We start from the raw sequence: 22,621 nt of genomic DNA, 5'->3' as shown, positions 1-22,621 counted from the left end.
GCTTTCCGGCCGGCTTAACTTTGATTGCCCCTCAAAGATTAGAGAACAGACAATGAGCCAAGTTTTGGCATCGCAGCGCGCCGAGAGTGTCGGCGTGAAGCGTCGCCATGGCGCGACCGGCGACATGGTATTTTCCGCGATCGTGCTCTGCTGCGGCATGTTCGTCCTGATAGCGCTTCTGGCCGCGACCTTTTCCATGGGTTGGGGCGGCCTGCTTGCCTTCCGCACCTTCGGCCTGGAATTCCTCTACGGCACCGAATGGGATCCCGTCGCCCAGAAATTCGCCGGCCTCGTGCCGATCTACGGCACGCTGGTCACCTCGGCGCTCGCGATGATCATCGGCGTTCCCGTCAGCCTTGGCATCGCGGTGTTCGTCACCGAAGTGGCACCACGCTGGGCGCGCGGACCGATCGGCGGCGCCATCGAGCTGCTTGCCGGCATTCCGAGCATCATCTACGGCATGTGGGGCCTCTTCACCTTCGCCCCCTTCATGTCCGATTATATCCAGCCAGCGCTGATCGACTGGCTCGGTCCGCTGCCGGTTATTGGCGCGCTGTTTTCGGGCGCACCCATGGGGATCGGCATGCTGACATCGGGCATCGTGCTCGCCATCATGATCATCCCCTACATTGCTTCGGTCATGCGCGATGTATTCCTCGTCGTCCCGGCACAGCTGAAGGAATCGGCCTACGCGCTCGGCTCGACCAAATGGGAGGTCGTGCGCGATATCGTCATCCCGCATACGCGCACCGCCGTCGTCGGCGGCATCTTCCTCGGCCTTGGCCGCGCGCTCGGCGAGACCATGGCCGTCACCTTCGTGCTCGGGAATACGCACAATATCGCGATCTCGCTGATGGAGCCCGGCAACTCGATCGCCGCGGCCATCGCCAACGAGTTCACCGAAGCCGATACGGATCTCTATCTGTCGTCGCTGATCGGCCTGGGCTTCATCCTCTTCGTGGTCACCTTCATCGTCCTTGCAGCAGCCAAGCTGATGCTGCTCAGGATCGCCAGGCAGAAGGGAGAATAATGATGACGACATCCAACTCCCTCTACCGCTACCGGCAGATCAAAAGCGCCATCGCGCTCTCGCTCGCAACGGTCGCGACAGTCATCGGCCTCATTTTCCTCGTCTGGATTCTGTGGACGACGTTGATCAACGGCATCGAGGCGCTCAGCCCTCGACTGCTCACTGAAATGACGCCGCCACCCGGCGAAGACGGTGGTCTGGCGAATGCCTTCATGGGCAGCCTTCTGATCGTCCTGATGGCTGTTGTTCTCGGCACGCCGATCGGCATCCTTGCCGGCACTTATCTTTCGGAATACAGCCGCGGCAAGAAGATCGGCGATCTCGTTCGTTTCGTGAACGACATCCTGCTCAGCGCACCGTCGATCATCATCGGCTTGTTCATCTATGAGCTGGTGGTTCGTCAGACCGGGCGCTTTTCGGGCTATGCCGGTGGTATCGCGCTTGGCTTCATCTTCCTTCCCGTCGTGGTACGCACCACCGACGAGATGCTGCGGCTGGTGCCAGACGTCATGCGCGAGGCCGCACTTTCGCTCGGCATCCCTCGCTGGAAGGTGACGGTGCATGTGCTCTATCGCGCAGCGTCGGCGGGTATCCTGACCGGCGTGCTGCTTGCTGTCGCCCGTATCTCCGGCGAGACGGCGCCGCTTCTCTTCACCGCCCTCAACAACCAGTACTGGAGCACGGACATGTCCGGGCCGATGGCCAACATTCCCGTCGTCATCTTCCAGTACGCGATGAGCCCCTATGACGAGTGGCATACGCTCGCCTGGGCCGGCGCCTTCGTCATGACCGCCATCGTGCTGCTGCTCAGTGTCGGATCACGAATCATCCTGAGCAGACGGGGGAAATAATGCTGCAATCTTCCAGCACACTCGATACCGGCAGGACCGCGAATACCATGAAGACCGACAAGATCACGCTCGAAAACGTCAACTTCTTCTACGGGAAGACGCAGGCGATCCGGGATGTCAGCATCAGCTTTCCGGAGCGACAGGTCTCGGCCCTGATCGGCCCGTCCGGCTGCGGCAAGTCCACGCTGCTGCGTATCCTCAACCGCATCTACGCGCTCTATCCCGGCATGCGGGCGACAGGTACCGTGAAGCTCGATGGCGACAACATTCTCGACCCCCGCTATCCGATGAACGAGCTGCGCGCCCGCGTCGGCATGGTGTTCCAGAAGCCGGTCCCCTTCCCCATGTCGATCTACGACAACGTCGCCTATGGCATCCGCCATCATGAGCGGCTGTCGAAGGCGGAGATGGACGGGCGTGTCGAGGAAGCGCTCCGGCAGGCTGCCCTTTGGGACGAGGTCAAGGACAAGCTGAAGCAGAGCGGTCTCGGCCTCTCCGGCGGTCAGCAGCAGCGACTGTGCATCGCGCGCGGCGTGGCGCTCAGGCCAGAGGTTCTGCTGCTCGACGAGCCGACATCGGCGCTCGATCCGATCTCGACAGCCAAGGTCGAGGAATTGATCGCGCAGTTGAAGGCGAACTTCACGATCGTGATCGTGACCCACAACATGCAGCAGGCGGGCCGTATCTCGGACAATACCGCCTTCATGTATCTGGGCGAACTTGTCGAGCATGGCCCGACATCGCAGATATTCGAAGCGCCGAAGAACAAGCGGACCGAAGACTACATCACCGGTCGCTACGGCTGATCATTTCAAGGAATGACGCCGGCGCGAAGGCGCCGGCGGATGGATCAGAGCACCGGCGTCTCTTCGATCAGGCCGGTCACGAAGTCGAACATGCCGTGGCGGCGGTCGCGGCGCAGGCGTTCGGCGCGCACGATCGACTGAACGGCCTCAAAGGCGGTGTTCAGGTCGTCGTTGACGATGACATAGTCATATTCACGCCAGTGGGCGATCTCGGCGCGGGAATTGGCCAAGCGCGTCGCGATGACCTCTTCGGAGTCCTCCGCACGGCGGTGCAGGCGCGACTGGAGCTCGGTCATGGTCGGCGGCAGCACGAAGATCGAAACGATATCGGCCTTCATCTTTTCCTGCAGCTGCAACGCGCCCTGCCAATCGATATCGAACAGCATGTCGCGGCCATCGGCCATAGCGGCCTCCACCGGCTCGCGCGGCGTGCCGTAGAAATTGCCATGCACTTCCGCCCATTCGAGCAGCTCGCCGCTGTCGCGCATACGCTCGAACTGGGGGATGGAGATGAAATGATAGTGCGTACCGGCAATCTCGCTCGGGCGACGCTGGCGCGTCGTGACGCTGACCGAGATTTCAAGACTGCGATCGCGCTCCAGGAGATTGCGCGCGATGGTCGACTTGCCGGCGCCCGAGGGCGAGGACAGGACAAGCATCAGCCCGCGACGGGGGATCACGGTCGGGCTGCTTGATGTTGGGGGGCTCGACGGGGTCGGGCTCATGGTTCACTCCAAATTCTGAACTTGCTCGCGGAACTGGTCGATGACCACTTTCAACTCAATACCGGCCGCTGTCACGGCAGCCGCATTGGACTTCGAGCATATTGTATTCGATTCCCGGTTAAATTCCTGTGCAAGGAAATCGAGCTTGCGGCCGATAGGGCCGCCCTTGGCGAGCAGGTCGCGCGCGGCGGCGACATGCGCCTTCAGGCGGTCGATCTCTTCGCGCAGATCCGCCTTGGTCGCCAGGATCGCCGCCTCGGCATGGAGCCTGTCCTGATCGAACTTGCCGGATGCATCCATCAGCATCGCGACCTGAGCCGCGAGCCGCGCCGCGATCTCGCGTGGCGAACGCGACGGGTCGCTTTCCACGACACCAGTCAGGCGCTCGATGATCGCCACCTGATCGAGGAGCACGCGGGACAGCGCCGCCCCCTCCTGTTCGCGCATATGCCTGAGATCGGTCAGCGCCAGCGATAGGCCATTCATGATCTCGGCATCGCGCGCGGCGATCGCTTCCGGGCTATCCTCGGTCTCGCGGAAATCGACGATGCCACGGATGCCGAGAAGCGTATCGAGCTTCAGCGGCGCCGGATCGATGATCCCTGCCAGCTGATCGCGCAGCGACAGAACGGCGGCAAGCGCTTCCTGGTTGAGGACGGTCTCGACGCGGCTTTCGGGCGACGAGACGGATAGCGACACCTGCATGTTGCCGCGGCTAAACTGCTCGCCCGCAAGGCGCTTGACGTCGTTTTCCAGCCGCTCGAGGCCCGGCGGCAGGCGCAGGCGGATATCCAGACCCTTGCCGTTTACCGAGCGCAGTTCCCAGGCCCAGCGCCAGCGATCGGTCGTGCCTTCGCGCCGCGCAAAACCCGTCATGGACTGCAAAGCCATGGAAGCCTCCGATACTGTCAGTTTCTCTTTTTCTTCGGAGCCGGAGCGGGCGCTGCCGGCGTATCGGCGGGCGTTGCCGCATCGGGCTGCCCATCGACCGCGATATTCGGATCGGCGCCCTTGTCGGCTTCCAGCTTGCGCCAGCGCCGGACATTGGCGTTGTGGTCCTCAAGCGTGGCGGCGAAGACGTGGCCACCCGTGCCATCAGCCACGAAGTAGAGGTCCTGCGTCTTCCACGGATTGGCAACGGCCTCAAGTGCATCACGGCCGGGATTGGCGATCGGCGTCGGCGGTAGGCCCTTGATCACATATGTGTTGAAGGGCGTCTCTTTCTTGAGGTCCGACTGGTAGATCGGCCGGTCGGCCGGCTTGCCGTCACCGCCGAACAATCCATAGATGATCGTCGGGTCCGACTGCAGGCGCATGCCCTTGCCTAGGCGATTCAGGAAGACCGAGGCCACATGGGCCCGCTCGTCTGGAACGCCGGTTTCCTTTTCCACGATGGAGGCGAGAACGATCATCTCGTCCTTCGACTTGAAGGGCAGCGAGGGATCGCGCTTGTCCCAGATCTGATCCACGAGCTTCTGCTGGGCAGCGGCCATCTGCTCGATGATCTCGGCGCGCTTGGTGCCGCGCGAGAACTTGTAGGTATCCGGGCGCAGGCTGCCCTCGGCCGGCAGGACCGTCGGGAGGTCGCCCTCAAGCACCTGATCCTCGTTCATGCGGTTCAACATCTGGCGGACGCTGAGGCCCTCGGGGAAGGAGATCGAATAGAGGATGGACTTGCCGGATTTCAGCAGTTCCATGATCTCGTTCATCGAGGCGTGCGCCTTGATCTCGTATTCACCGGCCTTGAGGCTTTCGCCATCGTTCAGATGGGTGGCGGTGAGATAGCGGAAGACGCGGCCATCGGAGATGATGTTGTTGCGCTCGAGATTGAACGCGATCTCGGTGATCCCTGCGCCGTTGCGCACGATGAAATTGGTGTTGGCCTCCAGCGGACCGGGGCTCTGGTAGGTGGAAATCGCATAGTAGAAGACGACGACCGCTGCGGCGCAGCCGAGCACGACCAGCGTCATCAGGAAGTTCAGGAATATGACGACCTGGCTTCTGGCCTTCTTGGAGCGCTTCGGCGGCTCCGGCACGCGCTCCGGGCGCAGCGCTTCGGTTGGCGATTTCGGAATGATCGGGCCACTCTGCGACTGCTGGCCCTGCTGGCCGGTCGTGTCGTTGCTCTGGTTCGTATCGCTCACCGGCAATCCTCTAAATTTGGCCCCAAAAGCTGCTTCTTGCGAAGCAATGCGGCGAAATGCGGGTGGGCAGCCATCGGATTGGACTGCCCTGCCCGTTGCGGACGTCGTGGGTCAGTCTCAGGCGACGTAGCGGCGCAGCACCAGCGATGCGTTTGTACCGCCGAATCCGAAGGAATTCGACAGCGCCACGTTCACTTCCCGTTGACGCGCCTTGTGCGGGACAAGATCGATCTTCGTCTCGCGCTCAGGGTTGTCGAGATTGAGCGTCGGCGGCACGACATTGTCGCGGATCGACAGCGTCGCGAAGATCGCCTCGATGGCACCGGCAGCGCCCAGGAGGTGGCCGGTGGCGGACTTGGTCGAGGACATGGAGATCTTCGACGCGGCATCGCCGACCAAGCGCTCGACAGCGCCGAGCTCGATCGTGTCGGCCATGGTCGATGTGCCGTGCGCGTTGATGTAGTCGATATCGGCAGGCGTCAGGCCAGCGCGCTTCAGCGCCATCGCCATGCAGCGGCCAGCGCCCTCGCCGTCTTCCGACGGAGCGGTGATGTGGTAGGCGTCGCCCGACAGGCCGTAGCCGACGACTTCGGCGTAGATGCGTGCGCCGCGTGCCAGGGCATGTTCGAGCTCTTCGAGAACGACGATGCCGGCGCCCTCGCCCATGACGAAGCCGTCACGGTCCTTGTCATAGGGGCGCGAGGCCTTGGTGGGATCGTCGTTGTGCTGCGTGGACAGCGCCTTGCAGGCCGCGAAGCCAGCGAGCGAGATGCGGCTGACCGGCGATTCGGTGCCGCCGGCGACCATGACATCGGCATCGCCGAAAGCGATCAGACGGGCAGCATCGCCAATGGCGTGCGCGCCGGTCGAGCAGGCGGTGACGACGGAGTGGTTCGGTCCGCGCAGCTTGTGACGGATCGAGACCTGGCCGGATACGAGGTTGATCAGACGGCCTGGAATGAAGAAAGGAGAAATGCGGCGCGGGCCCTTGTCGCGCAGCGTGTAGCCTGCCTCGACGATGCCTTCGATGCCGCCAATGCCGGAGCCGATGAGGACGCCGGTGGCAATCTGGTCTTCGTCGCTCTCGGGATGCCAATTGGCATCGTTGAGCGCCATGTCGGCCGCGGCCATGCCATAGATGATGAAGGGATCGACCTTGCGCTGCTCCTTGGGCTCCATCCAATCATCCTGATTGAAGGTGCCGCCGGTGCCATCGCCGACAGGGATACGGCATGCGATCTTGGCCGGAAGGTCATCGACTTCGAACTCGGTTACGAGGCGTGCGCCGTTTTCACCCGCCAGCAGGCGAGCCCAGGTCACTTCCGTGCCGCATCCCAAGGGAGACACCATGCCAGTGCCCGTAATAACCACCCGTCTCATCGACTGCATTCCCCCGCCTTTTGTGTATGCCAGAAATAAAAAGGGCGGACTCCGGGTCCGCCCTTTCTAAAGTGCTCAGGATTAAGCCTGGGCCTTTTCGATAAACTTAACGGCGTCGCCGACCGTCAGGATCGAGTCCGCAGCGTCGTCAGGAATTTCAACGCCGAATTCTTCTTCGAACGCCATGACCAGTTCGACGGTGTCGAGCGAGTCAGCGCCCAGATCGTCGATGAAGCTTGCGCCTTCGACAACCTTGTCGGCGTCGACGCCAAGATGATCAATAACAATTTTCTTTACGCGTTCTGCGATATCGCTCATGTCGGTTTCCTCGACCTTATAATCCTGATCAGAGAGCCTTTATGGCACCCTACCCTGTTTCAGCCTGCGGCGCCCTAAAGCCACCTTCGGCAAACTCGTTGTACCCGGCTACCAGAGATGTCCCAGGCTTGCTTGGAAAGCCCGCCGGTCCGTCTTCTTTCTCGGGAGACTGTTCACAGTCATGGCCCGATTAACACGGTTTATGTCTGCCGCAAAGCCAGAAAATCAACCCCATAGCGTTGGTGAACAGGCTATTGCGGGGAAAAACGGCCCGAAAGCCAGTTTTCCGTTTCAGATCATGGCCATGCCGCCATTCACATGCAAAGTCTGGCCCGTCATGTAGGCCGCTTCCGACGAAGCCAGGTAAGCAACAGCAGACGCCACTTCGGCGCCGGTGCCCATGCGCTTCATCGGGATCGCGCCCATGATCGCGTCCTTCTGCTTGTCGTTCAGCTTGCCGGTCATCGCGCTTTCGATGAAGCCCGGAGCCACGCAGTTGACCGTCACGTTGCGGGTCGCGATCTCCTGCGCCAGCGACTTGGTGAAGCCGATCATGCCGGCCTTCGAGGCGCAGTAGTTGGCCTGGCCGGGGTTGCCGGTGACGCCGACGATCGAGGTGATGTTGATGATGCGGCCGTAGCGGCGGCGCATCATCGGATGCGTGAGTTCGCGGGTCAGGCGGAACATCGAGGTCAGGTTGACTTCGATGACGTTGTCCCAGTCCTCGTCCGACATGCGCACGAAAAGGCCGTCCTTGGTGATGCCGGCGTTGTTGACGAGAATGTCGACGCCGTCGAGTTCGGCTTCGGCCTTGACGCCGAGCGCCTTGACTTCGTCGCGATCGGCAAGGTTCGCCGGGAAGATCTTGACGCGGTCGCCGAGTTCATTGGCAAGCGCCTCGAGCTTTTCGACGCGGGTGCCGTGCAGGCCGACGATGGCACCCTGCTTGTGCAGGATGCGGGCGATTTCTTCGCCGATGCCGCCAGAGGCACCGGTTACCAGAGCCTTGCGGCCAGAGAGATCGAGCATGGAAGAATTCCTTGTAATCGTTAAATCAATCAGGCCAGAAGAGCGGCAACGGCCGCGTCGATATCAGCCGGTGTGTTGACCGAGACGCCGGTCACGTTCTTGTCGATGCGGCGCGCGAGGCCGGTCAGGACCTTGCCGGCGCCGAGTTCGTAAAGCGTGGTCACGCCGTTTGCCGCGAACCACTCGACCGTTTCGCGCCAGCGAACCTGGCCGGTGACCTGTTCGACCAGCAGCTTGGCAATTTCTTCGGCGTCGGTAACGGGCGCGGCGCGCACGTTGGCGATGACGGGCACGACCGGGTTCGACTTCGCGACACCTGCCAGCGCTTCGCGCATTGCATCAGCGGCCGGCGCCATCAGCGCGGAATGGAAGGGTGCGGAGACCGGCAGCAGGATGGCGCGCTTGGCGCCCTTTTCGGTGGCGATGGCAGCAGCCTTTTCGACCGGCGCCTTCTCACCCGAGATCACGATCTGTCCGCCGCCGTTGTCATTGGCGATCTGGCAGGCGCCGAGTGCCGAGGCTTCCTCGCAGACCGCGATCACATCGGCATGTTCGAGGCCGATGATGGCGGCCATGGCGCCGACGCCAACGGGAACGGCCGCCTGCATCGCATTGCCGCGAATGCGCAGGAGGCGCGCGGTATCAGCGATCGAGAACGTGCCGGCGGCACAAAGAGCGGAGTATTCACCGAGCGAGTGGCCGGCGACGTAGGAGACCTTGGCCTTGAGATCGACGCCCTTGGCTTCGAGCACGCGGATGACGGCCATCGACACGGCCATCAGCGCCGGCTGCGCATTGGCGGTCAGCGTCAGCGTCTCTTCCGGACCGTTGAACATGGTCTCGGACAGCTTCTCGCCGAGAGCGTCATCGACCTCTTCAAAAACGGCGCGCGCTTCGGCGAAATTCTCGGCAAGATCCTTGCCCATGCCGACGGCCTGACTGCCCTGGCCAGGGAACGTGAAAGCGATGGTCATCCTATGTCCTTTTTATATGGACCCGCGGTCATTTCGCCTCCAATTGACATTCTTTCCCTGAGAGTCAAGTGCCGGAGGCCTGCGTTCCAAGGCTTTCGCGACTGCAACAAAGCCGCACTTTTGCTCTTGCGCTTGCTCAATTCCGGCCTAAATTCGCGCCGTCCTTCCAAGACCTCTTTCTTTTAAGATCACGATTAAGGCTCCCCAATGAAGCATAAGAAACTTGGCCGCACCGATATTTCGGTGTCCGAAATCTGCCTTGGCACCATGACCTGGGGCACGCAGAATACCGAGGCGGAAGCGCACGCACAGATGGACTATGCCCTCGAGCGGGGCGTCAACTTCTTCGACACCGCCGAGCTTTATCCGACCACGCCCGTCGGCCCCGAGACACAGGGCCTGACCGAAGACTATATCGGCACCTGGCTTGAGAAGACCGGCAAACGTCAGGACATCGTTCTCGCCACCAAGGTCGCCGGCCCCGGCCGTTCCTATATCCGTGGCGGCGAAGGCGCCGACGCCAAGAATATGCGACTGGCGATCGAGGCCAGCCTGAAGCGGCTGAAGACTGACTACATCGATCTTTACCAGATCCACTGGCCGGTTCGCGGCCATTTCCACTTCCGCCAGAATTGGCACTACGACCCCTTCAAGCAGGACCGCGCCAAGGCCGTCGCCAACATCACCGATATCCTGGAGACGGCGGGCGAACTGGTGAAGGAAGGCAAGATCCGGACGATCGGCCTCTCCAACGAGACGACCTGGGGTACGCAGAAGTATCTTACGATCGCCGAGCAGCTTGGCCTGCCGCGCGTCGTCAGCATCCAGAATGAGTATAACCTGCTCTATCGCCACTACGATCTCGACATGGCGGAAATGTCGCACCATGAAGATGTGGGCCTGCTCGCCTACTCGCCACTCGCCGGCGGCATCCTCAGCGGCAAGTACATCGGTGGCGCCAAGCCTGAGGGCTCGCGCGGCTCGATCAACGGCGACATCGGCGGACGCCTGCAGCCGCTGCAGGAAGCGCCGACAAAGGCTTACGTCGAGATCGCCAAGCGCCACGGGCTCGACCCATCCGCCATGGCCATCGCATTCTGCCTGACACGCCGCTTCATGACCTCGGCGATCATCGGCGCGACGACGATGGCACAGCTGACGACCGATATAGACGCGGCCGGCATCAAGCTATCGAGCGACGTCCTCGCCGAGATCGACAAGGTGCATCGCGAGTACCCGATGCCGATTTGAGCCGAGAGCGCTCCTTACTCTTCATGAGCGCGGCGCCTGATGGTGCCGCGCTCTTTTCGTTATGGCAAAGGCTGCTGCAGGAAGCTGATGGATGGCGCGAAGAAGTATTCGCCGCCGATCAGTCGGACTGCCGTTTTGAAATCGAAATCCGCCTTCAGCGCCGGATTTTTCGTGCCTATCGCCACATGCCCGTCGATCCATGATACGTCGGCAGTGCCGGGCCGGTTTGCCTGCTGGCCGATCACCGGGTCGATCCCTGTGAAAGGACCAGGAAAATCCGCGTTTCCCGCCCACGCGGCCTGAGTGAACTCGAATTGTTCGTTGATGTCATTCATGTAGGCCATGAAGATCAGACCCACGCCGCCCGACGGACGGTCATCCTCTTCGAAGTCCGCTCCTTCTGGGCGTTCGGCACGCTCACCGAAGGTGATGCCGCGCCGCGCCATGATCCTTCGCCGCTCGAAATCATCGCCCGCTGTCCGAGGATTGGTTTTGCGGATATGGCCGCGAAATGGAGAAAGCTCTCCTGTCGTATCGCCCGTATAGTTGAAATTGTTGGTCGGCTCGCCGCTTACAGGCTGACCGTGCAGTACAACAGGCGTTCCGTCCTCGAAGCGACCGACGACCAACGCGCCGGCGCGCTCCTCTCCTTCTTCATCCTCGCCAAGCCAGCCCGCGAGTTGCCTTTCACGACGCTTGAAAGCTTCGACGTTCTGCTCGAGCTTGCGGTAGACGAAGTAGCTGCCGCAGGCGAACTTCGTGCGGGCGGCAGGATCCGGCACGATGAACTGCGACGGCAGGAAGGATTCGTCCCAGAGCGGCCATGGATCACCAGCTTTCTTCGCCTTTGGTTCTTCTGTTTTCCTGTTCTCATCGATGTCCTCCGCCAGGAAGAGCGGCTGGCTGCGGCCGTCGACATAGCCGAAATGTTCGATCCCCTCGCCCTTGATCGATCCGCCTCTGGTCTGCCGGCGCCGCTGCGCCAGACCGATATCGACGCCCAACAGGTGAGCGCCGGCATCGCGCAGCTTCGTCTTGAGAGACGACGTCGCGGATGCAACGAGTTCGGCGTCATCGTCGGCGATCAGAATCATCGCGTCGGGGACCGGGTGACCCGGCGTCCATGCTCCGCCAGCCTCCCAGGCCGAGGGCGGTTCGTCGTTCAACCCGGGAAAGGTCGCACCCTTAAGGCTTGGGAAGGTGATCGGGTCGAGGTTGCCGCGTGCCCGCATACCCTCGTTGAAAGCCACGTCCGCGGGTGCGGCCTTCGCTCCCAGCTTGGCGTATGCGGCCGCCGAAAGGAAAACGCAGACGACACGCCCTCCACTGACACCTGCCGATTTGAACGCAGCCGCCGCACACAGCTGGTCGAGGGCCGAGGTCACCGCGAAAGACAAGCCTTTCAACAAAGCGGCGATGTCCGACGCCTTCATTCCGTCGAAACTCACGAACACATTCGCGGTGTGATCGCGGCCGTGACCTTTCAAGATGTTTGCCTGTAAGTCGGACAGCAACGCCATGACCTCAGGGTCAGCGATCCAAGTCTGCCATGCTATCGCATTCGAAAGAATAGTCTGAACAGTCGCCATAACTTCCTCCGTTTAACGTATCGCGGTTGCATTTGGTTGTATTGTAAATTATATACACGCAATACGTTATACACCCATGGATGGAAACGACAACATAGACACACCAAAATCGAGCCTTGCCCCACCACTTCGCCCCCGCCCCTTGCGTTCTCCTGAAAAATCCGTATAAGCCGCCCTGTTCGCAAAACCCGGTCTTCTGGCTGGTGGCTGAACGGAGGGCCGGTTTCCCACGGGAAATCGTTCGGAACGGAAGCGTTCCAGCCTCCCGTGTCTCCGCTCTCGACCGTCTCGGAACGCTTTTCTTGCCTGGGTCTACCCAATCAGGAGCAGTCGTTGAGGCTTAGCCGCCGAATATCGGGTTGAATAAACGCAAGAAAGGCAAAGCTGTCATGGCTCTTTATGAACATGTATTCCTTGCCCGACAGGATATTTCCGCTCAGCAGGTAGAAGCCCTCGTAGAACAGTACAAGGGCGTACTCGAAGCTAACGGCGGCAAGGTCGGGCGCGTAGAAAACTGGGGCCTCAAGTCCCTGACCTACCGCATCAAGAAGAACCGCAAGGCTCACTACGTTCTCGTCGACATCGACGCCCCGGCTGCTGCCGTGCAGGAAATGGAACGCCAGATGCGCATCAGCGAAGACGTCCTTCGCTACATGACCATCGCTGTTGAAGCTCACGAAGAAGGCCCGTCTGCCATGATGCAGAAGCGCGACCGCGACGACCGCGGCCCGCGTGATGGCGCCGACCGTGGCCCGCGTCGCGAATTCGGCGATCGTCCGCCGCGTCGTGATGGCGACTTCCAGCGTGGCCCGCGTCCTGATCGCGCCCCGCGCGAAGACCGTGCATAAGGAGAACTGAGAATGTCTGAATCTTCCTCCGCACCGGTACGTCGTCCGTTCCACCGTCGTCGCAAGACTTGCCCGTTCTCCGGCGCAAACGCTCCGAAGATCGACTACAAGGACGTTCGTCTCCTGCAGCGCTACATTTCCGAGCGCGGCAAGATCGTTCCTTCCCGTATCACGGCTGTTTCGCAGAAGAAGCAGCGCGAACTCGCTCAGGCGATCAAGCGCGCTCGTTTCCTCGGCCTGCTGCCGTACGTCGTCGCTTAATCAGCTGACGAGACCAAATCGAGGGAAGGCAGCAATGCCTTCCCTTCTCCCTTTCGCGATGGGCGCGGATCGGAACCCTTAAAACCCATGTTGAGGCATTCTGAAACCGATTCAGGAAACGCCCTCTAACTGCTTGATGAAGCAGGACAGCGACCGTGAAACCACTGAATGCAAAAATGCTGGGCGTTGGAGCCCTCGCCGGGTTCGTCGCCGCACTTCTGGTGCTGGGCGCTGGCCGGCAGCCGTCGTCGTTCAGTGCTGTTCTCTACGCGGCTTCCGCACTTCCCATTCTTCTTGTCGGCCTCGGTTGGGGCAACATGGCGGCGATCTCGGCCGTCGTTACCGCCGCCGCCCTCGGCGCGATCGCCATCTCGCCGTCCTTCGCGCTGATGATGACGCTGGTCACGCTTCTGCCGGCAGGCTGGATCAGCCACCTCGCCAATCTCGCGCGCCCCGCCTCCGAACTCGGCGGCCCCGATCATCTGATGGCGTGGTATCCGCTGTCGGATATCCTGCTGCATCTTTGCGGCCTCGTGACGTTCGCCGTCATCGTCGTCGGCGTGATGATCGGCTATGGCCCCGAACTGATCGACCGTCTGGTCGACGTGCTCTTCACCTCGGTGGCGCAGCAGCAATCCGATTTCACGCCAGACGCGGCCGTGATCGCGCAGACCAAGTCGCTCGTTCTCCTGCTCCTGCCGGCCATTCAGGGCGGCATGTGGGTGGTGATGCTGTTTGCCGCCTATTACATCGCGACGCGCATCGTTGCGGCATCCGGCGGCGGCCTTCGTCCGCGCGAGGATATCCCCTCCTCGCTCCGGATGAACCGCAACACGATCTTCATCTTCCTTCTCGGGCTTGCCGCAACCTTTCTGGGCGGCATCCCGGCGATGGTCGGAGCAACCGTCGTCGGCACGTTCGGTGCCGGCTTCCTTCTCTCCGGTTTCGCCGCGCTGCATTTTCGCACGCGCGGCAAGGAATGGCGCCTGCCGGCGCTTATCCTCTGCTACCTGGCATCTCTCATGTTGATGCTGCCAGCCTTTTTCATCCTCGTTCTGGGGCTCAGCGATACCCGCAAGGCGATCGAGATAACCCCGAACAAGGATGCTGATGCCCCCAAACAGACAGATTCGAAACTCTAGGAACACGAAAGGAAAACTGACATGGACGTCATTCTTCTCGAACGCATCTCCAAGCTCGGCCAGATGGGCGAAGTGGTAAAGGTCAAGGACGGCTTTGCCCGTAACTACCTGCTGCCGCTCGGCAAGGCTCTGCGCGCCAACGACGCCAACAAGAAGCGCTTCGAATCCGAGCGTGCAACGCTCGAAGCCCGCAACCTCGAGCGCAAGTCGGAAGCACAGACCGTTGCCGACGCTCTCGAAGGCAAGTCCTTCATCGTCGTTCGTTCGGCTGGCGAAACCGGCCAGATGTACGGCTCGGTCGCTGCTCGCGACGTCGTTGAAATCCTGGCTGCCGAAGGCTTCAACATCGGCCGCAACCAGGTTCACCTGAACACCCCGATCAAGACGATCGGTCTGCACCAGGTCGAACTGCAGCTGCATGCTGAAGTCGAAATCAAGATCGAGCTCAACGTTGCTCGTTCGGCTGACGAAGCTGAGCGCCAGGCCAAGGGCGAAACCCTGACGTCGGTTGACGCCATCTACGGCGTCGACGAAGACGCTCTGCGTCCGGAAGACTTCTTCGATCCGGAAGCCGACGGCAACGCCGAAGACGAATAAGGTTCAGGAGAGCAATCTCCCGAATGAGAAAGCCGGGCCTCGCGCCCGGCTTTTTGCTGTCCGCTATTTTGAGACTAATTTACCGCCGTCTTCTGCTCGGGCTCAGCGCTCTTGTCGACGCTGACAACCACAGACAGGCCCGGCCCGAGGTTCTTGGCGGCCGGCTGATCCGGATCGATACTGATGCGAACGCCGACGCGCTGGGCGATCTTGACGAAGTTGCCGGTGGCGTTATCCGCTTTGATCACAGCGAATTCGGAGCCGGCAGCGGGCGAGAAACGCTCTATGCGGCCGGTGAGCCGCTGACGACCCAAGGCGTCGACCACGATCGACACGGGCTGACCGACCTGCATGCCCTCAAGCTGCGTCTCCTTGAAATTGGCGACGACCCAGACCTCCTCTGGCACCACCGCCATCAATTGCGTGCCTACCGCCACGTACTGACCGAGGCGAACGCCGATCTCCCCGAGATGGCCGTCACGCGGCGCCAGGATCGACGTGTTCTGCAGATCGATCTCGGCCAGATGCACGGTCGCTTCCGCGCTTGCCACGTTGGCCTCCAGCAGGGAGCGATTGACGATAATGGTCGCCAGATTCTGCTTCGACACTTCCAGCGCCGACTGTGCCTGGTTCAACGCGGCCTTCGCTTCCTCAAGCGTTGCCTGCGCCTGCTCGGATTCGCTTGCCGAGGCGATGCCCCTGTCGTTGAGGTTGCTGATGCGATCCCAGGCAAGCTGCGCGCGCTTCAGCGAGGCGTTGGCGCTATCGATCTGCGCCTGGCTTGACGCGATGGTGGCTTTCGCCGAAAGCTCCGACTGGCGGGAGTTCTCAAGCGACGCCTTCTGCCCCTCAAGTGCCGAGCGGGCCTGGGCGAGCTTCTGCGTGTAGATGCGGTCGTCGATCTTGGCCAGCACGTCGCCCTGCTTGACCTGCTGGTAGTCCTTCACCGGGACATCGACGATATAACCGTTCACCTGCGGGCTCATGATCGTCACGTAACCCCTGATATAGGCGTTATCGGTCGTTTCGACGGATGTGACGAAGGGCGGCAGGCGCCAGGCGTAAAGCACGAGCAGGATGCCCGCGATACCGGCGATAATGGCGATGAGGCTGGCAGGCGACCGGAAGAACTTCGACATGCGGTGGACTCGTGATCAGGATTGAACGGCTGCGGAGGCATTCAGCTCGGCGGCTCCGCGCTCGGAGAGGCGCAGCCATGCCTGATGAAGAAGCATGACCAGGAGACCGAGAAGAGACGCCACGCAAATTGCGAGGAAGGTGTCGTTATAGGCAAGCGTATAGGCTTCGCGGGTGACCTGCTGGGACAGCAATGCCAGCCCTTCGGCATTCAGCAATGTCTGGTCTGTGATGACCTTGCCGTAGCCGGCGGACAGCTGCGACACACGCTGCGCAACCAGCGGATCCTGCAGCAGGATATGCTCTACCAGCACGTTCGAGTGGAACTTCTCGCGGATCGTGACGAAGGTGCCGAGCATGGCGGAGCCGAAGAGCGAGCCGATACTCTGCGTGAAGAGGAAGATCGCCAGGAAATTGACGATGAAGGGGAAACCACGGGCCATGGCCGCCTTGAAGCCGCTCGCCATCACCGGCGGAAGGAACATCGCCGCGCCCGCCGAGACCAAGGCTTGGCTGAGATACATCTGCTCCGGCCGCGTCAGGCTGGTGGATTGGCTGTCGAGATAGGCGCCCGCCGCGATAAGCACCAGCGATATCAGGTGCGCGGTGCTGACGTAGCGCGTCGTCATCAAGAGCGTGCAGAACAAGCCGCCGAGCACGGAGGCGACCAGAACGATGGCGTAGAGCTTGGTCGTCTGATCGTTCAGCAGGCCAAGCTGCTGGTAGAAATTGGCAGCCGTCGAGGATTGTTCTGACGAGACGAAGCGGAACATCAGAAGCACGCCCGCCATCCGGAGATTGGGGCCAGATAGCACCCAGCGGATATCCAGCATCGGATTTTCGCGTGGCAACTCAATCGCCACCACGAGCGCCAGACAGCCGGCGGCGACCGCAAGGAGAACGCCGATCCAGGGCGCTTCGAACCACCAGTAGAGACGCCCGAGCGTGAGGACGACCGCAAGGCAGCCGAAACCGGTGGCAAGCAGCAGATAACTCAAGAAATCCAAGCGCTGGATGACGACCGCGCGCGGTGGCGAGGTCAAAGGCATGGTGTAGATGATGGCGAAGACCATAAGCGCCAAGCCCATCTCCAGCGTGTAAAGCGCGTGGTAGCCACCAAGATCAAGCAGCGGCGGCGAGATGATGCGTGCGATCGGCGCGGCAAACAGCGTGCACATCAGCGCCAGGCTGATGCCTGTCGAAAGCTTGCGCTCCGGCGGGAAGAGCTCGAGCATGTAGAGAAAGCCGAGCGTGGAGATCGGCGCCGCAGCAATCCCACTCAGCGCCCTGACGACGATCGCGGAATGCAGATCGGTCACGAGAAGGTTCAGCACCGCGGCAAAGACGAAGCAGATGATGCTGAACTCGGCGAAACGCCTCAGGCCATATTGCGTGCGGATCTTGAAGAGCGCGATCGACAGGCTGGCATATGGCGCCATATAGGCGGCCGACAGCCAGGAGACCTCGGCGGCCGTCGCCGAAAACGATCCCTGGAGTTGATAGATGTTGGCATTCACGAGGTTCATGCCGAGACCCTGCGTAACGAAGAGCAGGACCGACGCGGCCATATAGAAAGGCTTCTTCCAGCCGGCCATCAGCACCACCGGCGGCGCGGGCTGCGGCACTGGTATTGCCGCCTCGTCCGCGGGCTTTGGCGCAACATTGTCGCTGGACGCCTGGACGAGGCTCATTGCTATTTCCTCACACTCCGCGAATGCCCTGCAAATTCGCCTGCATGGCCCGTATCGTATCCAAGGTAGTTCTCAGATCGCGTTCGGGAATACCGGCAATGACCTGGGCGCGCACGCTGACGGCGATGTCGTCGATCTCGCCGGCGACGACCTTGCCTGTCTCGGTGATATAGATCTCCTTTGCGCGGCGATCGGAGCCTGCAACGCGGCGCTCGACGAAGCCCTGCCCTTCCATCGCGTCCAGAATACGGACCAATGTCGGCGTTTCCAGTTCCAGCCGATCGGCAAGCTCCCGCTGGTTGATGCCGTCCTTCTTGTTCAGCGTGAAAAACACCCGCGCCCGCGGCAGCGTCATGTTCCGTTCCCGGACGATCTTGTCGAAAACCGCTCTAAGCTTCCGGTTGAAAGCCGCCAAATCTTCAATCAACTCTCGTCCGAGAGGCGCATTTGTCATATTTATCAGTCCATTTAATTAGTGTGCTTATTATATCTTTTATGCCTACAGTCATTTCCCACGTTTTTCAAGCGGTGATGACGAGAGTCTCGGTGCACACTCCCCTATCAACGCCTAAAATACCACGAACGCGTTGATTCGCGTGAGTCGCTTTGTACCGTGTCCGGAAGGCTACACCGCCGGTATTTTCGCGTGATGGCAAGATGCGCTGTGGAGAAGTCGAACAACGTGCCAAAGCCAAAGCGTTTTGGCCGCGTGCCATGTTCAGCACTTGATTTTGCCGTTGGTGGGCTGCAAACCCGAAGCTGAATAAGACAGAACGGATCAAGATGAACGACGCCGCCCGAAAGATCGCCGCTGTTGCCCAGCCGGAGCAGCACTACCGCGAAGCACCCAACAACATCGAGGCCGAGCAGGCGCTTCTCGGCGCGATCCTGATGAACAACGACGCCTATTACCGGGTGTCGGACTTCCTCAAGCCGCCGCATCTTTACGAACCGCTGCACCGCAGGATCTTCGAAGTTGCGGGCGATATCATCCGAATGGGCAAGATCGCCAATCCGGTGACGATCAAGACCTTCCTGAAGGCCGACGAGAAGGTCGGCGACATGACGGTCTCCGAGTACCTCGCCCGCCTCGCGCGCGAAGCCGTGACCATCATCAACGCCGAGGACTACGGCCGCGCGATCTACGATCTGGCGCTGCGCCGGGCGCTGATCACCATCGGCGAGGACGTCGTCAACATCGCATACGACGCACCGCTCGACATGCCGCCGCAGGCTCAGATCGAAGACACCGAGCGCCGCCTGTTCGAGCTTGCCGAAAACGGCCGCTACGACGGCGGCTTCCAGGCGTTTAACGACGCGGTGGCGCTGGCGATCGACATGGCTGCCGTCGCCAAGGAGCGCGATGGTGGTCTTTCCGGTATCTCGACCGGCATCATGTCGCTCGACGGCAAGATGGGCGGCCTGCAGCGGTCCGACTTGATCGTGCTTGCCGGACGCCCGGGTATGGGCAAGACCTCGCTTGCGACAAACATCGCCTATAACATCGCCGCCGCCTACGAAGGCGAAGTGCAATCCGACGGCAGCATGAAGGCGAAACAAGGCGGCGTCGTCGGCTTCTACTCGCTCGAAATGTCGTCCGAACAGCTGGCCACCCGTATCATCTCCGAGCAGACGGAAGTGTCCTCGTCGAAGATCCGCCGCGGTGACATCAACGACGCCGATTTCGAAAAGCTCGTCGCCTGCTCGATGATGATGCAGAAGGTGCCGCTCTATATCGACCAGACCGGTGGCATCTCGATCGCCCAGCTATCCGCCCGCGCGCGCCGCCTGAAGCGCCAGCGCGGCCTCGATTGCCTTGTGGTGGACTACATCCAGCTGATGACGGGCGCCGGCAAGGGCGACAACCGCGTGCAGGAAATCACCCAGATCACGACCGGCCTCAAGGCGCTCGGCAAGGAACTGAACGTACCGATCATCGCGCTGTCGCAGCTGTCGCGTCAGGTCGAAAGCCGCGAGGACAAGCGCCCGCAGCTCTCCGACCTTCGTGAATCGGGCTCGATCGAGCAGGACGCCGACGTCGTGCTCTTCGTGTTTCGCGAGGAATACTACGTCAAGAACCTCGAGCCCCGCGACATCCACGATCCGAAATATCCGGAGTGGGAAGCGCTGTTCGACAAGGTGAAGGGCACGGCCGACGTCATCATCGCCAAGCAGCGCCACGGACCGACCGGCACCGTCAAGCTCGCCTTCCAGTCGGAGTTCACCCGCTTCGCCGATCTGGCAGAGCCGAGCTTCACGCATTACGAAGAGCAGTAAGAGCCTAACCAAATTTGACACCGCGCCCTCGCGTTGGCATTATCGCCAACATGAGGGCGCAACTGCTTTATCGCTCGAAGTCCGTGTTGTCGAATGGGGCCATCCAGGAGTTGGTCGTCTGGAAAGTCGCGCGGCCCGTGCCGGGTAGTGCCCACGACTACAAATACAGCCTCTTCTATGGCTATCCCGGACAACGCGTCGTCGGGTATGACAACGAGCGAGGCAAGGGCGACCACAAGCACCTCGATGGCAGTGAAGAGGCATACGCGTTCTCGACCGTCGAAAAACTTCTCGAAGATTTTCGACGAGACGTGGACATCAGAAGGAGCCGGCGCAGATGACCACCGCAACGATCCGAATTCAAAGAGACGATGACGCCGCGATCAGCAATGCGATCGATGGGTTCGCCAAAGCCTGGAACAGCGGTGAAGCGCAACCTCACCTGTTGACCTTCTCATCGCCCGAACAGCTCTTCTCGGTGCTCACGCCCAAACGCTGGACCTTGATCGAGCGCCTGCAGGCGATCGGTCCTTCGACCTATCGCGGCTTGGCCACCGCGCTATCGCGTGACGTCAAGCGGGTCCATGAGGATGCAGCCGCGCTGATCGAATGGGGATTAGTCGAGGTCAATGAAGAAGGCCGTATCCATGTACCCTATGAGGTGATCCATGCTGACTTCGACCTTCGCAGCGTTGCGTGAGCAAAGCGCCGTCTCTTCCCTGTAATCATCCGACCCTTACAATGAGCGCGGATCCCTCCGCCTCCACTGCAGATGTGAATCATGACCGATTTTACCGACAACTACGAAGAAGAAGACCGCTTTGCCTCCGCGGGTTTGCGCCTGACGGTGGATCTGGCCGCGCTGACCGACAATTGGCGTGACATGGCGCGCCGTTCCGGCAAGGCGCGCGCGGCGGCCGTGGTCAAGGCCGATGCTTACGGTACCGGGATGGAAGACGCCGGAGAGGCGCTTTATCTGGCCGGCGCGCGGGACTTCTTCGTTGCGACCGTCGATGAAGGTGTGACGCTCAGGCTCTATGCGCCTGATGCCCGCATCTTCGTGCTCGCAGGCATCTGGCCGGGGACCGAGCGGCGCTTTTTCGAGAACGATCTCGTGCCGGTCGTATCGTCGGAAGAGCAGCTTGCCTTCTGGATGGCGGTGCTCGCCGAGTATGGCGATTATCCTTGCGCGCTGCATGTCGACACCGGTTTCAACCGGCTTGGCCTCGATATGGACGATGCGATCGCGCTCGCCGACGATGTGTCGCGTCCGGCGAGTTTCGCGCCTGTGCTGGTCATGAGCCACCTTGCCTGCGGCGACGACCCAAGCTCGGCGATGAACAGGCAACAGCTTGAATCATTCCGCAAGGTTAGCGCCGCCTATGAAGGTATCGATTCAAGCCTGTCTGCCTCCGCCGGCATCTTCCTCGGCAGCGATTATCACTTCGATCTGACCCGTCCCGGGATCGCTCTCTACGGCGGGGAAGCGGTGAGCGGGATGGCCAATCCGATGCGCCCTGTTGTGACGGCGGAAGCGCGTGTCATTCAGGTGCGCGATGTCAAAGCCGGTCAAGGCGTTGGCTATGGTCGCGCGCTGGAACTCACCCGCGACAGTCGCCTTGCCATCGCCTCGGTGGGCTACGCCGACGGCTATCTGCGCAGCCAATCCAGCGGCGGCGTGCCCCTGCGCCAGGTGACGCCGCAGGGTGGCCACGGCTTCATCGCCGGACGCAGGGTGCCGATTGCCGGTCGGGTGACCATGGATCTGACGATTTTCGATATCACCGACCTGCCCGCGAAAGCGGTGAACGCCGGCGATTATGTCGAGCTTTTCGGGAAGAACATCGCGGTTGACGACGTTGCGCGCGCGGCGGGTACGATCGGCTACGAGGTGCTGACGAGCATGGGGTTGCGCCACGAGCAGCGGTATCTCAGCGAGGACGACGGCTAGGGGCTTGGAAAGCGATATTCTCCTGTGCTATACGAGAACAAAAGGAGATCGAAATGATTGAGATCCATCTCGACCAGGAGCAGCGTGACTTCATCGACGACCAGGTGAAAGCCGGCCTTTACAAGGACGCGGACGCTGTCGTTGCCGCCGGCCTTCGGCTTTTGGGGAGCGAAGAAGGCAGGCTGACGGAGTTGAGACGGGCGATCGACGACGCCGAACGCCAGATTGCGCGTGGCGAAGGCGTGAGCTTCTCTGAAGACGACAGCCTCACGGATTACATCATAAGGAAAGCGCGGGAGCGGACGTGATACATCGGAGACGGTTCGAACTTTCTCCCGACGCGATCACTGACCTAACCGCAATTTACAACTACGTCGCCGAACAAAACCCTTCGGCGGCTCTTAAATTTCTGACCGACATAGAAACAAAGATCAAAGAGATGGCGCGATCCGGAAGTTCCGGCGTGTCCCGCAACTGGGTTCGCCCTGGACTCCGCGCGATGCCCTTTAGAGGTCGCTGCATCTATTTCCGCGTCACCGATTCCACCCTTTACGTCCTGCGCGTCGTTCACGGGCGCCAGTTGATAACCCCCGACGACTTCAGCGAAAGCAACGACTGAC

At 61.2% G+C, this 22,621-nt stretch carries 25 protein-coding genes; 14 read left to right on the top strand and 11 right to left on the bottom strand.

Going from position 1 to position 22,621, the window contains the following annotated elements; all coding sequences use genetic code 11:
* The first annotated feature begins 52 nt into the window (after positions 1–52).
* Genes pstC through pstB form a run of 3 tightly spaced genes read left to right on the top strand, consistent with a single transcriptional unit; the run spans position 53 to position 2,687 of the window.
* Complete coding sequence (gene pstC / locus ACIQUB_RS04490; RefSeq protein WP_113236577.1) at positions 53–1,030, top strand: phosphate ABC transporter permease subunit PstC; 978 nt, start codon at positions 53–55, stop codon at positions 1,028–1,030.
* Positions 1,030–1,881, top strand: a complete 852-nt coding sequence (gene pstA, locus ACIQUB_RS04485; protein WP_113236578.1) for a phosphate ABC transporter permease PstA — start codon at positions 1,030–1,032, stop codon at positions 1,879–1,881. Before pstC ends, pstA begins: the two co-directional genes overlap by 1 nt.
* Positions 1,881–2,687, top strand: a complete 807-nt coding sequence (gene pstB, locus ACIQUB_RS04480) for a phosphate ABC transporter ATP-binding protein PstB (protein WP_113236579.1) — start codon at positions 1,881–1,883, stop codon at positions 2,685–2,687. The genes pstA and pstB overlap by 1 nt, the downstream gene beginning before the upstream one ends.
* 44 nt (positions 2,688–2,731) lie before the next feature.
* Here the strand turns inward: pstB and gmk are convergent, their stop codons facing one another.
* The 7 genes from gmk to fabD all read right to left on the bottom strand — a co-directional run bounded on the left by gmk (position 2,732) and on the right by fabD (position 9,257).
* Entirely contained in the window at positions 2,732–3,412 is a 681-nt protein-coding gene (gene gmk, locus ACIQUB_RS04475; protein ID WP_113236580.1) for a guanylate kinase, read from the bottom strand.
* 3 nt (positions 3,413–3,415) lie between these two features.
* Positions 3,416–4,303: a YicC/YloC family endoribonuclease gene (locus ACIQUB_RS04470; RefSeq protein WP_113236581.1), complete on the bottom strand. Its 888-nt coding sequence runs from the start codon at positions 4,301–4,303 to the stop codon at positions 3,416–3,418.
* Between the two features lie 17 nt (positions 4,304–4,320).
* Positions 4,321–5,556, bottom strand: a complete 1,236-nt coding sequence (gene mltG, locus ACIQUB_RS04465; protein WP_113236582.1) for an endolytic transglycosylase MltG — start codon at positions 5,554–5,556, stop codon at positions 4,321–4,323.
* A 117-nt stretch (positions 5,557–5,673) separates the two neighbouring features.
* Positions 5,674–6,936 (bottom strand): beta-ketoacyl-ACP synthase II, encoded by a 1,263-nt coding sequence (gene fabF, locus ACIQUB_RS04460; RefSeq protein ID WP_112941326.1) that lies wholly within the window; start codon positions 6,934–6,936, stop codon positions 5,674–5,676.
* Between the two features lie 81 nt (positions 6,937–7,017).
* A complete protein-coding gene (locus tag ACIQUB_RS04455) occupies positions 7,018–7,254 on the bottom strand; it encodes an acyl carrier protein (protein ID WP_003502080.1) in 237 nt (78 codons plus the stop codon).
* A gap of 291 nt (positions 7,255–7,545) precedes the next feature.
* Entirely contained in the window at positions 7,546–8,283 is a 738-nt protein-coding gene (gene fabG, locus ACIQUB_RS04450) for a 3-oxoacyl-[acyl-carrier-protein] reductase (protein WP_113236583.1), read from the bottom strand.
* Between the two features lie 29 nt (positions 8,284–8,312).
* Complete coding sequence (fabD, locus tag ACIQUB_RS04445; protein WP_402928766.1) at positions 8,313–9,257, bottom strand: ACP S-malonyltransferase; 945 nt, start codon at positions 9,255–9,257, stop codon at positions 8,313–8,315.
* Between the two features lie 207 nt (positions 9,258–9,464).
* On the opposite strand from fabD, the gene ACIQUB_RS04440 reads away from it, so the two are divergent.
* On the top strand, positions 9,465–10,508 hold the full coding sequence (locus ACIQUB_RS04440) for an aldo/keto reductase (protein WP_113236585.1): 1,044 nt from the start codon (positions 9,465–9,467) through the stop codon (positions 10,506–10,508).
* Positions 10,509–10,567: 59 nt separating this feature from the next.
* On the opposite strand, the gene ACIQUB_RS04435 is transcribed toward ACIQUB_RS04440, so the two are convergent.
* Complete coding sequence (locus ACIQUB_RS04435) at positions 10,568–12,097, bottom strand: Dyp-type peroxidase (RefSeq protein ID WP_402928765.1); 1,530 nt, start codon at positions 12,095–12,097, stop codon at positions 10,568–10,570.
* A 389-nt stretch (positions 12,098–12,486) separates the two neighbouring features.
* Here ACIQUB_RS04435 and rpsF point away from each other — a divergent pair, with 389 nt between their 5' ends.
* From rpsF to rplI, 4 genes are all read left to right on the top strand, one after another.
* The gene (gene rpsF / locus ACIQUB_RS04430) at positions 12,487–12,945 is read left to right on the top strand and encodes a 30S ribosomal protein S6 (RefSeq protein ID WP_018898759.1); all 459 of its coding nucleotides are present in this window, start codon (positions 12,487–12,489) and stop codon (positions 12,943–12,945) included.
* A 12-nt stretch (positions 12,946–12,957) separates the two neighbouring features.
* Positions 12,958–13,206 carry a 30S ribosomal protein S18 gene (gene rpsR, locus ACIQUB_RS04425; protein WP_113236586.1) on the top strand — a complete coding sequence of 83 codons (249 nt, stop codon included), beginning with the start codon at positions 12,958–12,960 and terminating at the stop codon, positions 13,204–13,206.
* 155 nt (positions 13,207–13,361) lie between these two features.
* Entirely contained in the window at positions 13,362–14,348 is a 987-nt protein-coding gene (locus ACIQUB_RS04420; RefSeq protein ID WP_402928763.1) for a DUF2232 domain-containing protein, read from the top strand.
* A 21-nt stretch (positions 14,349–14,369) separates the two neighbouring features.
* Positions 14,370–14,945 (top strand): 50S ribosomal protein L9, encoded by a 576-nt coding sequence (gene rplI / locus ACIQUB_RS04415; RefSeq protein WP_018898761.1) that lies wholly within the window; start codon positions 14,370–14,372, stop codon positions 14,943–14,945.
* Positions 14,946–15,019: 74 nt separating this feature from the next.
* Here rplI and ACIQUB_RS04410 read toward each other — a convergent pair whose 3' ends face one another.
* Genes ACIQUB_RS04410 through ACIQUB_RS04400 form a run of 3 tightly spaced genes read right to left on the bottom strand, consistent with a single transcriptional unit; the run spans position 15,020 to position 18,227 of the window.
* The gene (locus ACIQUB_RS04410) at positions 15,020–16,084 is read right to left on the bottom strand and encodes an HlyD family secretion protein (protein WP_113236588.1); all 1,065 of its coding nucleotides are present in this window, start codon (positions 16,082–16,084) and stop codon (positions 15,020–15,022) included.
* Positions 16,085–16,099: 15 nt separating this feature from the next.
* On the bottom strand, positions 16,100–17,773 hold the full coding sequence (locus tag ACIQUB_RS04405; RefSeq protein ID WP_113236589.1) for an MFS transporter: 1,674 nt from the start codon (positions 17,771–17,773) through the stop codon (positions 16,100–16,102).
* Between the two features lie 10 nt (positions 17,774–17,783).
* Positions 17,784–18,227, bottom strand: coding sequence for a MarR family winged helix-turn-helix transcriptional regulator (locus ACIQUB_RS04400; RefSeq protein WP_026283054.1), 444 nt, complete (start codon positions 18,225–18,227; stop codon positions 17,784–17,786).
* 329 nt (positions 18,228–18,556) lie between these two features.
* Between ACIQUB_RS04400 and ACIQUB_RS04395 the strand changes: the two genes are divergently transcribed.
* The 6 genes from ACIQUB_RS04395 to ACIQUB_RS04370 all read left to right on the top strand — a co-directional run bounded on the left by ACIQUB_RS04395 (position 18,557) and on the right by ACIQUB_RS04370 (position 22,620).
* Positions 18,557–20,050: a replicative DNA helicase gene (locus ACIQUB_RS04395; protein ID WP_113236590.1), complete on the top strand. Its 1,494-nt coding sequence runs from the start codon at positions 18,557–18,559 to the stop codon at positions 20,048–20,050.
* A gap of 50 nt (positions 20,051–20,100) precedes the next feature.
* On the top strand, positions 20,101–20,391 hold the full coding sequence (locus tag ACIQUB_RS04390; RefSeq protein ID WP_113236591.1) for a DUF6516 family protein: 291 nt from the start codon (positions 20,101–20,103) through the stop codon (positions 20,389–20,391).
* Positions 20,388–20,750 (top strand): transcriptional regulator, encoded by a 363-nt coding sequence (locus ACIQUB_RS04385; protein WP_113236592.1) that lies wholly within the window; start codon positions 20,388–20,390, stop codon positions 20,748–20,750. Before ACIQUB_RS04390 ends, ACIQUB_RS04385 begins: the two co-directional genes overlap by 4 nt.
* Before the next feature lie 81 nt (positions 20,751–20,831).
* The gene (gene alr, locus ACIQUB_RS04380; protein WP_113236593.1) at positions 20,832–22,001 is read left to right on the top strand and encodes an alanine racemase; all 1,170 of its coding nucleotides are present in this window, start codon (positions 20,832–20,834) and stop codon (positions 21,999–22,001) included.
* A gap of 53 nt (positions 22,002–22,054) precedes the next feature.
* Positions 22,055–22,309 (top strand): type II toxin-antitoxin system ParD family antitoxin, encoded by a 255-nt coding sequence (locus ACIQUB_RS04375; protein ID WP_113236594.1) that lies wholly within the window; start codon positions 22,055–22,057, stop codon positions 22,307–22,309.
* Positions 22,306–22,620 (top strand): type II toxin-antitoxin system RelE/ParE family toxin, encoded by a 315-nt coding sequence (locus tag ACIQUB_RS04370; protein WP_402928759.1) that lies wholly within the window; start codon positions 22,306–22,308, stop codon positions 22,618–22,620. Before ACIQUB_RS04375 ends, ACIQUB_RS04370 begins: the two co-directional genes overlap by 4 nt.
* Position 22,621 lies beyond the last annotated feature (1 nt).

It is taken from the genome of Rhizobium sp. NPDC090275, from assembly GCF_044772225.1.
Taxonomy (GTDB): Bacteria; Pseudomonadota; Alphaproteobacteria; order Rhizobiales; family Rhizobiaceae; genus Rhizobium.
This window is presented reverse-complemented; position numbering and strand designations above follow the sequence as displayed.